Below are 16022 nucleotides of genomic sequence, written 5' to 3'. Positions count from 1 at the left end.
AGTTATCCCTCAAGATAACTTTTCTAACGAATAAAATTTGTATGTTTTTTTTCATTAACAGGAACTGCTATTCCATTTTGTTTTCCTAATTCTATACACTTAAGTAACCATGCCATATTATTTCCTAAATTATACATTGTTTGCATTCCTTCTTCATCTTTTAAGACTTCTTCAGGATTATTTCCATGAACTTCATTCCAATAAGTTGATGAAACAATTGGCATTTGATTAATTGTCATATATTTATTAAGAACATCAATTGAAGCAATTGTACCAGCACGTCTTGCACTTGCAATTGCAGCCGCTGGTTTATGAGCAAAATGCTTACTGCCAGAATAAAAGGCACGATTCAAAACATCTAAAATTCTACCACTAGGATGTGCATAATAAACAGGTGTTCCAAAAATAAAACCGTCACTTTGTTTTGCTTTATCAACTAAAATATTGACACCATCATGAAAAACACACTCACCTGTTTCTCGGCATTTTCCACAAGCTATACAATCACTATATGATTGATTTCCTATCCAATAAATCTCTGTTTCTATTGCATTTGCTTCCAATGCTTTCGCTACTTCTTTTAAAGCTGTATACGTACATCCAAATTGATGCGTACTTCCATTCACTAATAAAACTTTCATTTCATCATCTCCCACCTTTTATCATATTATAAACCTTTCTAAAATAGAATACAAAATCATTAATAAATTTTATACAAAGTTATTAAAAAACGGGAATTATTTCCCGCCTTTTGCTTTCATTACATACATTCTTTGATCAGCAATATGTATAAGTTCATCAGCCTTCTTAGCATCCTGAGGGTATTCTACCCAACCATAGCTAACTCCTCTAAAAGAAACAGAAGGTGATGACAAAACAAAATCAATTTGACAAAGTTTTTCTAGAATATGCTCAATATGATAGTCTGTATCCAAAATAATAAATTCATCACCAGAAATACGAAAAACATGATTCTGATTTGCAATAGATTGCAATTTTCTAGCAAATACAATAAGATATTCATCTCCAACTAAATGTCCAAATTGATCATTAATTCCTTTAAAATTATTTAAATCAAGATAAATCAGATAGAATGGCTTTTTTTGTGCAATCAACTGATCTATTCTTCTATGAAATTCTATTCGGCTTCCAAGTTGAGTTAAGGCATCTTTTGCAACTTGTTTTTGTAAAGAACCTATTTCACTTCGTTTTTGCAAGATATCAAAAATCAATTGAAAATGAGCAATCACCGTCAATGAAATAACAATCATAGTTGCTATTTTTAAAAAGATATTATCATCAAATACAAAATGTAAATTAATTAAAAATGCTAACAAAAACCATGACAAGCTTGCTTGTTCTAAATATTTTTGAACCTTTTCTTCAACACTATCCAGTAAATAAATATAAATATGAGTAATAAACTTATCCACATAATGATATGTACATAGAAATAAAAGCGTCTCACAAATAACAACTGTTAAGTATGGATTGATAGAAAAATCAAAATGTAAACACTGCATAGAAATAGAAAATACAATTAAAGTATAAATCCAGGCAGAACATATCACTACAAAATGTCTCATTGTTTGCCCTTCGTATAAAAAATGAAAAGGTAATAAATAAAAGAATCCTAAAAGGGTAAATAAACCATTACCGTTTCCATACATTCCTAATCCTTGAATCAAGTTAACACCAATTCCTATCAATATGACTGTATATATTAAAATCACAAAGAGTGTCAAGAACAATGAATAGCGACGCTTCACATTTTTATGAAATATATACATGTTTATAAATATGATTTCAATAACACCTATCATCTGTATCGTAAAATTCATTTTCTACTCACCCTCATCCACTTAACATCATTATTTCAAATCTTTAAAAACCTTATTCATATCTTCTACTATACGACCATCAATCTTATTCATTTTCACCATATTTCGCATAATTTCAATTGTCTTTTCATGCGATAGAGCTTCTTTATATGGTCGATTTTCTGTTAGAGCCTGATAAATATCACAACATGCCATTAATCGATCATTGAAATCTAATTCATCAGCAACCTTTCCAAAGGGATAACCACTTCCATCAAGTTTCTCATGATGATAAGATGACCAATGAACAATATCACCTAAATCCATATCATTTAAAATTTTATACGTATAATATGCATGGGTTTGCATATAAGTGTATTCTTGATCTGTTAACTTCGCTGGTTTTTCTAACACATCCCGATCAATAACCAATTTTCCAACATCATGCATTGCTCCAGCAAAAAACATTTCCAGCATTAAATCTTCATCATAACCATAATAAAGGGACATTTGTGCAGCTTTTGTTGCTACACCTATTGAATGAGATTTTGTATGGGGTGATTTATTATCAATAATACGAGCAAATAAACGGCATATGGCTAACATTTCTGATTGGGTAAAATCATGATAAATATTGTGAATATTATAATTTAGTAATTGATTTAAATCATTTTGACATTGTTGAATATATGGATATGTGATTGTTTGTAAAAATGCATCAATTATTTTTTCATCAAAATGAATGTTTTTTAACTTTTTAAGATCATCACACATATTATTGAATTCATCTTCACTCATATTATGTAGATGATAATTAACATCTACATAATCTGTAACATGAATGATTTGTGATCCTAATGGTATTTGTGAAGTCATTAAACCAAAAGGTCCTTCACCATTTGCCATTTCATGGTGATATTTAATTATATTTTGTGCATTTTTGAAAAAAGGAATATAAGATATGTTTTCTTCACCAGCAACACAATGAATTTTTAAAAATTCATTTTCTGTAACACTATCAGTATATTTATAATTTTCTGTTAATCCATTATCATGAAGAATAGCACAACCTATTAAATCATTCATTTGATTTTTATCTAATTGAAAATATTCACCCAATAACATGGAAAGATATGCTACTCTTTTTCCATGAAAACTCGCTGTATGAAAATAATCTTTTTCGACACAATCTAAAGCAAATGAAAAAGCGAATAAAAAATTATTAAAACATAATCTCACACAAAATCACCTCTTTGCTTATTATACCTTATTCAGGCTTATTCTCAAACCAAAACTCTCTCATTTTTAAAATAATCTTAACTTGAAGATAATAAAAATATGATTCCCTTAAAGAGAATCATATTTATCAAATGATTATATTAATCAACAACAATAACTGAACCTTGATAAGTTTTTTCAATAAATGATTTGATTTCATCTGATTTTAAAACTTCAACTAGGGCTTTGATCTTTTCATCATTTTCATGTCCTTTTTGACAAGCCACAATATTAACATATGGATTATCAGCATCAACTGATTCAAGAATCACAGCATCTTTTGTAGGATTCAATTCAGCTTGTAATGCATAATTTCCATTGATTGCGACTAAATCACCTTCACCATTTTTAAAAGAAGTGGCTAATAATTCAGGTTTAATTTCAGTAAATTTTAAATTTTTAGGATTTGTTGCAATATCTTTAACAGTTGCATTCAATACTTTGACACCATCTTTAATTGTAATTAATCCAGCATCTGCTAAGATAGCTAAAATTCTACCATGATCTGCTACTGAGTTAGAAATAATCACTTCTGCTCCATCTTTAATATCATCTTTAGATTTAATTGTTTTTGAATAGAAACCAAATGGTTCAATATGAATAGCTCCTGCTTCAACAATGTCATAGTTATTCTTATCTACATCTTCATTAAAGAAAGGTCTATGCTGGAAATAGTTAGCGTCTACTTCTCCACTATTTAATGCTTTATTAAAGATATAATAATCATCCAAAACTTTCACTTCTAAATCAATATCATACTTGTCTTTTAGGATAGGTTTGACCTGTTCTAAGATTTTTGCATGTGGATCTAAAGTTGCTGAGACTGTTAATATTTTCTCATTACTTGTTCCACTTTGACTTCCACATCCTACAATTCCCACTGTTAATAATAATGCACATGCGATTTTTAATAATTTTTTCATTTTGTTTTCCCCTTTCATCGCTTATCAATTTTCTTGACAACATAGTCGCCAATTCCTTGTATCACAAATACAATAATGAGTACAAAGAATGTTGCAGTATACATAACTGCCATATTTTGTCTTACAAATCCATACATGTAAGCCAAGTTTCCAAGTCCTCCAGCACCAATACATCCCGCCATTGCAGTATAGCCAACAAGCGAAATGCCCATCACTGTTATACTTGATATTAAAGCAGGTTTTGATTCAGGAATAAGAATTTTAGTAATAATCTGTAAATTGCTTGCTCCCATTGCTTTACTTGCTTCAATTGTACCCTTATCTACTTCACTTAATGCAATCATACACATTCGTGCGTAGAAAGGAGCACTGGATATGATGAGAGCAGGTAATGCTGCTTTTGCTCCTAACATCGTTCCGACTAAAAATGTTGTAACTGGTAATAAGATAAATATTAAGATGATGAATGGAACAGCTCTTAGTAAATTCACAATAAAATCTAAGATACGATTGATCACCTTATTAGGATACAATCCATCATCTTTAGTAACATAAAGAATAATGCCTAAGCCAAATCCTAACACAACTGCAATCAATAATGAGAAGAAAGTCATAAACAATGTTTCCTGAATGGAAAGAATCATAGCATCCCAATCAATTTGTCCTAAAAATTCACTCATCTAGATCACCTCCACAATCACTTGATAATCTTTAAATTTCTGAATAATATTTTCATAATCCTGCTTATGTCCACCTAGAACATTAACAATTAAGACACCAAATGAACTATCTATTGTATTTGTTAAGTTTCCTGAAACAATACTTAAATCTAAATCTGTTTCTTTAATGACTTTTGAAACAATTGGAAGTCTTGAAATGTCTTCATCAAAAGTTAATCTTAATAAAATTCCATCAGGATATATTTGTTTTAAATTATCATTTAATTTATCATCATCAATTTTACTTGATAAATCTCTTACAAAACGTTTTGTGATTTCATGATGAGGATGTTCAAATATATCTTTAACACTTGCTTCCTCAACGACTTCACCATCACTCATTACAGCAATTCTATGACAGATTTTTTGAACAACTTCCATCTGGTGAGTAATCATCACAATCGTAATTCCTAATTGTTTATTAATTTGAATTAACAATTCCAAAATTTGTTCTGTTGTATCAGGATCAAGCGCACTGGTTGCTTCATCACATAAAAGAATTGTTGGATCATTAGCTAGTGCTCTGGCAATCCCTACACGTTGTTTTTGTCCACCAGATAATTCACTTGGATATGCATTCTCTCTCCCCTGCAATCCAACAAGTTTAATCAATTCTTCTGCTTTACTTTGTCTTTGTTCTTTAGATAGACCAGCAATCTCTAATGGTAATTCAATATTCTTTTGGACTGTTCTTGACCATAAAAGGTTAAAATGCTGGAAAATCATCCCAATCTTTGTACGCTTTTGACGAAGCTTATCAGCACTTAACTGAGAAATACTCTCTCCATCAATCAAAACATCTCCACTTGTTTGTTTTTCCAACTGATTAATGATTCTGACCAATGTTGACTTCCCAGCACCACTATAACCAATGACACCAAAGATTTCCCCATCATGAATTGTTAAATTCACATTACGGCAAGCTTCAATATCACCTTTTTGAGTATGAAATATCTTTGTTATATTTTTTAATTCAATCATACCTATATCCTCCATATAATATAAAAACTCGTCCTATCAAAAGGACGAGTCATCACCCGTGTTACCACCTTTATTCATTGTTATATCACTATAACAACCTCTTCAAGTACCAACATACTCTAGTACTATAACGGGTACGACCGCCATTAGCTAAATAACTTCACTAATGAAACTCCAAGACCATCTTCATTTATTTAACCTTGTTCTTTTTCACCAACCAAGAACTCTCTAAAAAGGAATCCATAAATTACTCTTCTCTTCACTGTTGTTGATAATATATTATCCTTTATATAAAGAATTGTCAAACATTTTTTCACTTTTTTTAAATAAAAGAGTGATCAATTTGAATAACACAAAAATAAGATGAATTTAATTTCTGAACTTCTTTTTCAATACGAGACTTTAATTCACGATGTGCGATATCATCTGAAGCCGGAATTAAGACATCAAAAATCAAATTCGTATGAGTAGGACCACTCACAATTCTAAAATCATGAATACTATATTGTTCATTCATATGATGAACAATCTCTTTAACTTGTTTTCTTAAAGCTTGTGTTAATTCATCATTCATATCAATTGGATCCATATGGATTGTTGTTAAAATGTTAAACTTATCTAACAGTTCTCTTTCAATTAAATCAATCTGATCATGAATTTCCATAATATTTTCACGACTATCTACTTCAGCATGAAAAGTCATATATTTTCTACCAGGACCATAATCATGCATCATAAAATCATGAATTCCTATCACTTTATCAAATCCTTTGACGAACTCATAAATCTGATTAACCAATTCTTTATCAGGAGCCTGTCCTAATAATGGATCAACAGTGTCCCTAAAAATATCTACACCAGACTTCAATACAAACAAAGAAACAATCGTTCCAATGATACCATCAATTGGTAAATCCGTAATCAAACTTAAACATAGTGAAATAAGTGTTGCTAATGTTGTGATAACATCATTTAAGCTATCTTGAGCAGCTGCTTTAAGTGAAGTTGATTGAATTAATTCACCAGCTTTTCTATTAAATGCTGACATCCATAATTTCATAAGAATAGAGACAATCAAAACAACAACTGCAGTTATCTGAAAATTAAGTTTTTCAGGTTGAAAAACTTTCATAACAGATTCTTTCAATGCTGAAACTGCAACTAATAAAATTAAAAATGCAATCACCAATCCTGTTATATATTCATAACGTCCATGTCCATAGGGATGATCTGAATCAGGATGCTTTCCAGCCATTTTAAAACCAAATAATGTTGCAAGATTACTTCCCATATCAGATAAGTTATTAAATCCATCTGCTTGAATAGCAACTGATTTTGTTAAGAAACCAAACATTAATTTAAAAACAACCATAAATCCATTACAAATAATGGATAAAATACTACAAACAATACCATATTTTTCTCTGACTTGAGATAAATGTGTATCCTGATAATCTTTTATAAACTTTTTCACTATGAATCCAAACATAAAAAACTCCTTTCAAAAAGAATAGAGAAATCTCTATTCTAGAAAACATTACATATCTTTTTTAAATAAACATCTCGACCATTTTTTTCCACTAAACCATTATTTTCTAATTCTTCTAAATAACCATCAATTTTTTCCTGGTCAACTTTCTTATGTGCTAAATCTTTCAATATTGTTATAATCTGTGGATTATCATCTTTAATAAAGGCTTTCCCCTCTTTATCAAATGATGGACTCTTTAACATCACATTTAAGCATGCCACATATGCCCATTTCACTTCTAATCGCACTAATTTATATTGCATTGTATCAAACAAGGCATTAGGCATACAATACTGCCCTTCATAATTTTTTAAATCTGTTATATCTTCTTTTTGATAACAAATCATCTTTGTCCCTCCTTATCACATGTTTCTATTATATCATAGAACATTGTTAATCTCTAACCCTTTTTGTGAAAGTCGAAACATCTTCAAAACCAATTCGCTGGTACTCTTTTAAAACCTCTTCAACATGTTCTCCTACCCGATCACTTGTATGAGAATCTGTCCCAACAGTTATTACACGTCCACCTAAATCATAATATCTTTGTACAATATCAAAATTAGGAAAACCACATGTTTTTAAATCCCTATAACCAGAAGTATTCACTTCAATACCCTTATCTTTTTGAATAAGCGTTTTTAAAATATCATCAATAATATCCTGATAAAGAGCATGCTCAACATGTTTATCATCATAAGGACCATAGCGACAAATATAATCCAAGTGTCCTAAACAATTAAAACAGTCAAATGTCTGTACACATTTTAAAGTATTCATAAAAAATTCACGATGAGCTTCTGCTTTGCTTTTTCCTTTAAAAAACAAAGCAGGATCATAAAACTCACTTTGATGAATGACATGAATCGATCCAATCACATAATCATAGTCATGACGATTGACAAAACTATTAATGTCTTCAATAAATTCAACATCTAAACCCATTTCTAAACCAATTTTTATTTTGATTTGATCTTCAAATTCTTTTTGTAATTGTCTTAATGTATAAAAATAAGCATCAGCATCTAAATCAAAAGGACAACCTGGATACTGAAAATCTTTATGATCTGTAAAACATATTTCATCCAAGCCTTTTTCTATTGCCATTAAAATGTGTTCGCGTGGATTGGCATTGCTATCTGCTGAAAAACATGTATGCATATGATAATCAATTTTTCTCATACTTCTCCTCCATTTTTCCCTATTTTATCATTTTTTAACAGTTGTGAAAAGATATTATCAAATTCTTTGATTTTTCTAAGATTCAAAACTATAATAAACATAACAAAACGGAGGAATCAATATGAATATATATCATAGTTTTAATGATTTAGTTGGTCATACACCAATCATGCAATTACATCATATAGAAGAGCAAAATCATTTAAAAGCTCATCTTTTTGCAAAATTAGAATATTATAATCCAGCTGGCAGTATTAAAGATCGTGTAGCTAAACAAATGATCTTAGACGCCATGAATTGTGGACAATTGAAACCAGGAGCTACAATTATTGAACCTACAAGCGGGAATACTGGAATTGGTCTTTGTGCTGTTGGTGCGACTTTAGGTTTTCAAGTCATTATTGTTATGCCTGAAACAATGAGTGAAGAACGTAAAAAATTAATGACTGCCTTTGGTGCACAACTTATCTTAACACCAGGAAATGAAGGAATGAGTGGAGCTATTGCCAAAGCAGAAGCATTAGCCAAAGATATCCCAAATAGTTTTATTCCAGGCCAGTTTGTCAATCCAAGTAATCCTAAAGCGCACTATTTATCAACCGGTCCAGAAATAGATGAACAGATGGATGGTCAAATTGATATTTTGGTTGCTGGAATTGGAACGGGTGGAACGATTAGTGGGATTGGTCAATACTTAAAGTCCAAACATCCTCATATGAAAGTTGTCGCTGTTGAACCTGCTGATTCACCTGTTATCACACAAGGAAAAGCGGGACCACATCAAATTCAGGGAATTGGTGCCAACTTCATTCCTGAAATTTTAGATCAGGATATCTATGATGAAATCATGACAATTACGACTGATGATGCTTTTGAAGCGGCTCGTGAACTTGCAAAAAGGGAAGGAATTTTGGTTGGTATTTCTTCTGGTGCCGCACTGCATATTGGGAAAGTGTTAGCCTATAAAGATGAAAATAAAGATAAAAACATTGTTGTCATTCTTCCTGATGGTGGCGATCGTTATTTATCAACAGATTTGTTTATATAGAAAAAGAAAGTTTTGGTCTAAGCCAAAACTTTTTTACTTTATAAAATATGTTCTTGAATAAATTTTCCAATGCCATCATGATCATTATCATCAGTAATAAAATCTGCGACACTCTTTGTCTTATCACTACCATTGGCCATCACAACACCAACACCAGCATTCATTGTCATATCATAATCATTATCAGCATCACCAAATGTACATAACTGTTCCATTGACAATCCATGCATTTTCATAACTTCTTCCAATCCATGTGTTTTTGTCACACGTGGATCCATATATTCATATAAAATACTGGCTGTTTTTAATGAAGATGATTTAAAACGATCATTTGAAAATGTTTGACTTCTTTCAACCACTTTATCCATATACTCAGGATCACAAATAATAATTAACTTTGGTCTTGGTTCTTTTAAAAATTCATTAAAGTCTACAACTTCATAAGGAACTTTATCATCTCTTGCAAGAGTTTGAATATAACGATCATCCTTAGGTGAAAATAAGATACCATCATAAGGAATTGCAAAATTCACATCCATATCTTCATAATGCTTAATTATATCTTTGATTAATTCACCATCTAGTGGATAACTTGATTTTTCAACATTTAATACATAATCATAAATTTCTGCACCACCAGTTCCAACAATTGAATCAACCAAACCATCAATACCCCATGTCTTTAATAAAGTGCGTACACTATTCACATCTCTACCAGTTGATAAACCAAATAAAATTCCTTTTTCTCTAGCCGCCTTAATCATTTCCACTGTCATTGGTGAAACAACTTGTTGACTTGTCAACAAAGTTCCATCCACATCACACATAATTGCTTTAATATCCATACTTTTCCTCCTCTTTTTAATAATTATATAAAAACCCAATAACATCTCAATATATCTATTTTATTATGTTATTTTTTCTCAAATTTCTCTATTATTTTTATGAAAAAAAATAATTTTTTCCCAATTTACTGATGACTTGTCATATGATGATAATAATGAAGTTTTTTTGACAGATTCTCTTCATAATCTAATTCAAAATAACAGGTATATAATACATCTAAAATATATAATAAAGAGAGTCTTGTTGAATAAGAAGAAATCTTATGATAATGATCTTCATGATGAGACATATACAAATGATATTGAAATGATAAATCATCTAATGGATAATCTGGTGAAGAGATTAATAAAATAGGTGTTTGATTTCGATTTAAAAGCAGAGGGATTGTATGTGCTAATAATCCTCTTCCTTCAAAGGAAATCATAATTGCAAAATGGGTTTCATCACTTGATGCAGCCGTTAACTGTTGTTGATACTCATCAATAGGAACATGAACTCGAATACCAATTTCTAACATCTGAAACTGAAAATTTAAAGCAAATGGAATATTACCAGCTGATGTATATACATCAATGACTTTGGCTTTTTTCATAGCATGAACTGTATGTTTGAGTTGATCTAATTGAAATAATTCAGAAGTTGATAAAACAGTTTGCTCATAATCTTCTTTTAATTTATGAATGATTTCAAAATGTGTCTGATTTTGCCGAATCGGGAAATTAAAATCAAAGTCATTGTTATCTTTAAAATAATTATCGATAGATCCAGATATCTTAACTTTGAGTTCAGACAATCCAGAAAGATTAAGTTTATCACATAAACGATAAATACTTGATGTGGAAACAAAACATTCATCACTTATTTGTTTAGTATTCATATTTAAAAATTCCTGGGGATGTTCTAGTATAAATTGAGCAACGGCTTTTTCACTATGAGTGAAATCTTTTGTTATTTTTAATAATGCAAATATATTCATCATTTATCACTCCTATGTATTTATTTTATCATTATTATGTTGAAAATCATATGATAAAATAAAAAATGCCTTTTTGGCATTTTATTTTGTAAATGGAGCATAATTTAAGCGAATAAAATATCCTTGATCATGATCACAAACAGGACATTTTTCAGGAACTTGTGTACCTTCAAAGATAAAACCACAATTTAAACACATCCATTGAATCTTTGAAGAAGAATGATAAAGTTCATTTTGTTCAATCCATTGACTTAATTGACCAAAACGATCACCATGTGTTTTTTCAATTTCAGCAATATTCTTAAAATCCTGTGCAATCTTTAAAAATCCTTCCTGTTTTGCAACTTCAGCAAAATGCTGATAAACATCTCCATATTCTTCATATTCATTATGTTTGGCATAATCTAATAAAGTTTTGATATCTTTAGAAATATCAATTGGATATCCACCATCAATAAAAATTGTTTCTCCAGCCATAGGTTCAAGATGTTTATAAAAAATTTCAGCATGTTCTTTTTCTTGATTGGCTGTAAATAAGAACACATCGCCAATCATATGATACCCTTGTTTGATAGCCTCTCCAGAAGCAAATGTGTAACGATTACGTGCTTGTGATTCACCCGCAAATGCACGCATTAAATTCTCTTTTGTTTGACTTTCTTCTAATTTCATACCTATTTTCTACCTCCTTAGGTATTCTTAGTATAAACGAGAAAAAAGATAATTATTCTAAATGCATCACAAAATAATTCTCTTTCTTTATAAAGCCAAGTTTTTGATACAATTGCATACCATCATGAGAAGCATTTAAACAAATCATCCCTACTTTACCCTTATAATGACTTATAAAATAGTCGATCATCTGTGTAGCTAGTCCTTGATGACGATAGTCATCATGCACCCAGACATTTGTCAATTGTCCAACATAACCAGTTGGATTTTGATGAGATGGTAAAACCTGATATTGGTAAAGCGAAGCAGATGCAATAAGATATTCTTGATCATATCCTAATATTGTTTCACAGCTATGCTGTGATAGCTTTTCTTGATAAAATTGACGAATATTTTGAATGATTTGAGGTTGGATAGGCTGATTTGAAAACATTTGTAAATCATGCAAGCGTAATCCAACCAAAAGTTCAAGATCATCTAAGGAAGCTCTACGAAATTGAATCATAGTATTGTTTTTCCTGATGATTAATCATTCCTACAATAATAATAACACAAATCACTGGTTCAGCAATAAATAGTGAAAACATCTGCAAAATCCCACTACAAACATCATCTAATATAAATGTTTCTAATGTGGGTGCGATTGCTAAAAAATGAATGATTGTACAGACAACCAATAAACCAAATAATGTTAACACATATTTACTGACAATATTTTTCATTAATATTCACCTCGAGTGTGAAAATCTTTCTTATTTCCTGAAATTTGATGCCTTTGGGCTAATTTATTTTCAACATCTTCAACAGTTATTCCCTGTTGATACATCAATACAAAAGTATGATAAAATAAATCACCGATTTCTCCTATTAATTCTTCTTTATCATGATTTTTAGCAGCAATAATCGTTTCACTCGCTTCTTCTCCAACTTTTTTACAAATTTTATCAACACCCTGATCTAATAAATAATTTGTATATGATTTTTCAATAGGATGAACTGCTCGATCAGCAATCACATCATATAAATCATGAAAAATATTTTGAGAAAAACGATAAGGTAAAACTTCATTAAAAAAACATGAGTATGTGCCAGTATGACAAGCCGCACCAACTTGTTCAACATAGATGAGTAAAGTATCCTCATCACAATCTAAATACATACCTTTAATATATTGAAAATGTCCTGACGTTTCGCCTTTATGCCATAGTTCATCACGTGAGCGAGAATAATAATATGTTTCTTTTGTTGCTAACATTTTTTCATAAGCTTCCTCATTAACATAAGCAAGCATTAAAACTTGTTTGGTTTGATAGTCCTGAACAATTGCAGGGACTAAACCATTTCCTTTTTCAAAATCTGGTCTCATAAATTTCTCCTTACAGGTATTGAATGTTTTGCACATTCTTCTTTCACTTGATCAATCGTTGCTTCACCATAGTGGAATAATGAGGCAGCTAAAGCACCATCACAAGAAGTTTCTTTAAAAACTTCCACAATATCTTCAATGCCACCACAACCACCACTAGCAATAACAGGAATAGAGACAGCATCAATGACAGCTTTTAACATCTCAATATCAAAACCATCACGCGTACCATCACGATCCATCGATGTCAATAAAATTTCTCCAGCCCCTAGTGCTTCACATTGCTTGACCCATTGAATTAAATCTAACCCTGTATTTTCACGACCACCAGCAATATAAACATCGTAACCGCTTTGATCATCACGTTTTTTCGCATCTACAGCCACCACAACACACTGAACACCAAATTCATCTGAAGCATCTTTAATTAATTGAGGATTTTTAATTGCAGCTGAATTCACTGATACTTTATCCGCACCACTTGATAAAATCATTCGAAAATCATCGAGTGTACGAATCCCACCACCAACAGTTAAAGGAATGGAAAGTTCACTTGCACCTCTTTGAATTAAATCTTTGATAATATCACGTTGTTCATAAGTCGCAGTAATATCCAAAAAAACCACTTCATCAGCACATTGCTCATCATATCGCTTAGCAATTTCAATCGGATCACCAACGTCTTTTAAACCAACAAAATTGACACCTTTCACAACTTTTCCATCTTTAATATCTAAACAGGGAATGATTCTTTTTGCAAGCATGTTATCACCTCTTTCAGATCAATTTTTCCTTCATAATAGGCTTTTCCAACGATACACCCATAATACCCCTTTTGATTCACTTTGTAAATATCCTGTGCATCTTTAATTCCACCAGATACCACAAATTGAATAGAACTTTTCTGATGAATATCTTCATATAAATCAAATGATGGACCTGACAGTGTCCCGTCTTTAGAAATATCTGTACAAACAATATATTCTACACCAATTTTTTCTAATTCTTTTAAGAAATCAAGATAATGTGTCTGAGTATTCACAAGCCAGCCTGATGTTGCAACAAAACCATCTTTAACATCAACGCCAACAACAATTCTTTGTGGGCCATATTTTTGCAGTGCTGTTTTTAAAAAAGTTGGATTTTCAATAGCAGCTGTTCCTAAAATAACACGGTCAATTCCTATCTCATTTAAATATAAATCAACAGTTGCCATATCTCTAATACCGCCACCTAATTCCATTGGAATAGAGAGAACTTGTCGAATCTTTTGAATTGTTTTTAAATTAGAAGTCATGCCATCTTTTGCCCCATCTAAATCAACAACATGTAAATAATCTGCTCCCATCTTTTCAAAGGCAAGAGCAATCTCCTCAGGATGAGAAGAATACACACTTTTTTGTTGATAATCACCTTTATATAAACGAACAGCTTCACCATCTTTTAAATCAATTGCAGGTATAAGTATCATGATATCATCTCCTTAAATGCCAATAAAATGTGTTTTCCGACTTCACCACTTTTTTCAGGATGAAACTGACAACCCATGACATTATTCTTAGCAACAATTGCGGTTACTTTTTGACCACCATAATCACAATAAGCAATAAGTTCATCATCAGCAGGAAAAGCCATAAAAGAATGAACAAAATAAACATAATCTTTTTCATGAATATATTTTAATAAAGGATGTTGCTGACAAAAACATAATTCATTCCATCCCATATGTGGAATCTTTTCATCAACTTCCATTTTCTTCACTTCACCCTGTAAAAATCCCAGACCTTTGGTTTCTTTAATTTCCAATCCTTTTTCAAAAAGAATCTGCATTCCTAAACAAATTCCTAAAATCGGAATCCCTGCATCTTTTCTTTCCTGAAGAATATCAATTAATTGATATTTTTCAAGATTTTCCATTGCCACTGGAAAAGTCCCAACACCTGGCAAAACAATCCCTTGAGCCTGACGAATCACATCATGATCACGACTAACAATTGTCTCTACCCCTATTCTTAAAAAAGCATTTTGAACACTTTTTAAATTCCCAACATTATAATCAATAATGACAACCAAGATCATACACCCCTTTCATTTATAAAACTCCTTTAGATGAAACAACAAGATTTTTATTCTTTTCATCAATTGTTACTGCTTGTTTTAATGCTCTAGCAAAGCTTTTAAACATAGCTTCAATAATATGGTGTGTATTTTCACCATATAATTCCTGAATATGTAGTGTCATTAAAGCATGATCACTGACAGCTTTAAAAAATTCTTTGGTCATTTCAGTCTCATAATTTCCTAAAAGCTGAGTTTTAAGTTCAGCCTGATAAACTAAATAAGGACGTCCACTCAAATCTAATGTAGTGGTGACTAATGTTTCATCCATTGGAATACTCATTTGACCATAACGTGTAATTCCTTTTTTATCACCTAACGCTTCTAAAAGACATTGTCCTAAAACAATTCCTAAATCTTCGACAGTATGATGACTATCTACTTTTAAATCTCCAATGCATTGAACATCTAAATCAAATTGGCTATGAAATGCTAACAATTCCAACATATGATCAAGAAATCCAACCCCTGTATCAATATGAGCAATTCCTGAACCATCAAGATTAAGAGTCATTGTTATTTTTGTTTCATGAGTCTTTCTTTCAATTGTAGAAATACGCAT

At 31.0% G+C, this 16022-nt stretch carries 20 protein-coding genes and 1 other annotated feature; of the genes, 1 reads left to right on the top strand and 19 read right to left on the bottom strand.

Features of this window, described 5'->3' with window-relative positions; translation table 11 throughout:
- Positions 1-23: 23 nt before the first annotated feature.
- The 9 genes from BN1865_RS16480 to BN1865_RS16440 all read right to left on the bottom strand — a co-directional run bounded on the left by BN1865_RS16480 (position 24) and on the right by BN1865_RS16440 (position 8434).
- Positions 24-641, bottom strand: coding sequence for a flavodoxin family protein (locus BN1865_RS16480; protein ID WP_050638343.1), 618 nt, complete (start codon positions 639-641; stop codon positions 24-26).
- A 96-nt stretch (positions 642-737) separates the two neighbouring features.
- Positions 738-1841, bottom strand: coding sequence for a GGDEF domain-containing protein (locus tag BN1865_RS16475; protein WP_050638342.1), 1104 nt, complete (start codon positions 1839-1841; stop codon positions 738-740).
- Between the two features lie 30 nt (positions 1842-1871).
- Positions 1872-3059, bottom strand: a complete 1188-nt coding sequence (locus tag BN1865_RS16470; protein ID WP_050638341.1) for an HD-GYP domain-containing protein — start codon at positions 3057-3059, stop codon at positions 1872-1874.
- A gap of 140 nt (positions 3060-3199) precedes the next feature.
- The gene (locus BN1865_RS16465) at positions 3200-4021 is read right to left on the bottom strand and encodes a MetQ/NlpA family ABC transporter substrate-binding protein (RefSeq protein WP_082190022.1); all 822 of its coding nucleotides are present in this window, start codon (positions 4019-4021) and stop codon (positions 3200-3202) included.
- 14 nt (positions 4022-4035) lie between these two features.
- Entirely contained in the window at positions 4036-4701 is a 666-nt protein-coding gene (locus tag BN1865_RS16460; RefSeq protein ID WP_050638339.1) for a methionine ABC transporter permease, read from the bottom strand.
- Positions 4702-5721 (bottom strand): methionine ABC transporter ATP-binding protein, encoded by a 1020-nt coding sequence (locus BN1865_RS16455; protein ID WP_050638338.1) that lies wholly within the window; start codon positions 5719-5721, stop codon positions 4702-4704. It abuts the gene before it with no gap.
- A 37-nt stretch (positions 5722-5758) separates the two neighbouring features.
- Positions 5759-5993 (bottom strand) — a binding site (T-box leader).
- Positions 5994-6043: 50 nt separating this feature from the next.
- Complete coding sequence (locus BN1865_RS16450) at positions 6044-7210, bottom strand: cation diffusion facilitator family transporter (RefSeq protein ID WP_050638337.1); 1167 nt, start codon at positions 7208-7210, stop codon at positions 6044-6046.
- A 38-nt stretch (positions 7211-7248) separates the two neighbouring features.
- Positions 7249-7599 carry a hypothetical protein gene (locus BN1865_RS16445; protein WP_050638336.1) on the bottom strand — a complete coding sequence of 117 codons (351 nt, stop codon included), beginning with the start codon at positions 7597-7599 and terminating at the stop codon, positions 7249-7251.
- A 46-nt stretch (positions 7600-7645) separates the two neighbouring features.
- Positions 7646-8434 (bottom strand): histidinol-phosphatase HisJ family protein, encoded by a 789-nt coding sequence (locus tag BN1865_RS16440; protein WP_050638335.1) that lies wholly within the window; start codon positions 8432-8434, stop codon positions 7646-7648.
- Positions 8435-8555: 121 nt separating this feature from the next.
- On the opposite strand from BN1865_RS16440, the gene cysK reads away from it, so the two are divergent.
- A complete protein-coding gene (cysK, locus tag BN1865_RS16435; RefSeq protein WP_050638334.1) occupies positions 8556-9482 on the top strand; it encodes a cysteine synthase A in 927 nt (308 codons plus the stop codon).
- A gap of 38 nt (positions 9483-9520) precedes the next feature.
- Here cysK and BN1865_RS16430 read toward each other — a convergent pair whose 3' ends face one another.
- From BN1865_RS16430 to hisB, 10 genes are all read right to left on the bottom strand, one after another.
- Complete coding sequence (locus BN1865_RS16430; RefSeq protein ID WP_082190021.1) at positions 9521-10327, bottom strand: Cof-type HAD-IIB family hydrolase; 807 nt, start codon at positions 10325-10327, stop codon at positions 9521-9523.
- A gap of 125 nt (positions 10328-10452) precedes the next feature.
- A complete protein-coding gene (locus BN1865_RS16425) occupies positions 10453-11307 on the bottom strand; it encodes a MurR/RpiR family transcriptional regulator (protein WP_232780426.1) in 855 nt (284 codons plus the stop codon).
- 78 nt (positions 11308-11385) lie between these two features.
- Positions 11386-11976 (bottom strand): rubrerythrin, encoded by a 591-nt coding sequence (gene rbr, locus BN1865_RS16420; protein WP_232780425.1) that lies wholly within the window; start codon positions 11974-11976, stop codon positions 11386-11388.
- Between the two features lie 52 nt (positions 11977-12028).
- The gene (locus BN1865_RS16415; protein WP_050638331.1) at positions 12029-12481 is read right to left on the bottom strand and encodes a GNAT family N-acetyltransferase; all 453 of its coding nucleotides are present in this window, start codon (positions 12479-12481) and stop codon (positions 12029-12031) included.
- Positions 12465-12698: a hypothetical protein gene (locus tag BN1865_RS16410; protein WP_050638330.1), complete on the bottom strand. Its 234-nt coding sequence runs from the start codon at positions 12696-12698 to the stop codon at positions 12465-12467. The genes BN1865_RS16415 and BN1865_RS16410 overlap by 17 nt, the downstream gene beginning before the upstream one ends.
- A complete protein-coding gene (gene hisIE, locus BN1865_RS16405) occupies positions 12698-13342 on the bottom strand; it encodes a bifunctional phosphoribosyl-AMP cyclohydrolase/phosphoribosyl-ATP diphosphatase HisIE (RefSeq protein WP_050638329.1) in 645 nt (214 codons plus the stop codon). Before hisIE ends, BN1865_RS16410 begins: the two co-directional genes overlap by 1 nt.
- Complete coding sequence (hisF, locus tag BN1865_RS16400; RefSeq protein WP_050638328.1) at positions 13339-14106, bottom strand: imidazole glycerol phosphate synthase subunit HisF; 768 nt, start codon at positions 14104-14106, stop codon at positions 13339-13341. The genes hisIE and hisF overlap by 4 nt, the downstream gene beginning before the upstream one ends.
- Positions 14076-14813 (bottom strand): 1-(5-phosphoribosyl)-5-[(5-phosphoribosylamino)methylideneamino]imidazole-4-carboxamide isomerase, encoded by a 738-nt coding sequence (gene hisA, locus BN1865_RS16395; protein WP_050638327.1) that lies wholly within the window; start codon positions 14811-14813, stop codon positions 14076-14078. The genes hisF and hisA overlap by 31 nt, the downstream gene beginning before the upstream one ends.
- The gene (hisH, locus tag BN1865_RS16390; RefSeq protein ID WP_050638617.1) at positions 14810-15415 is read right to left on the bottom strand and encodes an imidazole glycerol phosphate synthase subunit HisH; all 606 of its coding nucleotides are present in this window, start codon (positions 15413-15415) and stop codon (positions 14810-14812) included. Before hisH ends, hisA begins: the two co-directional genes overlap by 4 nt.
- A gap of 19 nt (positions 15416-15434) precedes the next feature.
- Positions 15435-16022 carry an imidazoleglycerol-phosphate dehydratase HisB gene (gene hisB / locus BN1865_RS16385; protein WP_050638326.1) on the bottom strand — a complete coding sequence of 196 codons (588 nt, stop codon included), beginning with the start codon at positions 16020-16022 and terminating at the stop codon, positions 15435-15437.

It is taken from the genome of Candidatus Stoquefichus sp. SB1 (genome assembly GCF_001244545.1).
Classification (GTDB): domain Bacteria; phylum Bacillota_I; class Bacilli_A; order Erysipelotrichales; family Coprobacillaceae; genus Stoquefichus.
This window is presented reverse-complemented; position numbering and strand designations above follow the sequence as displayed.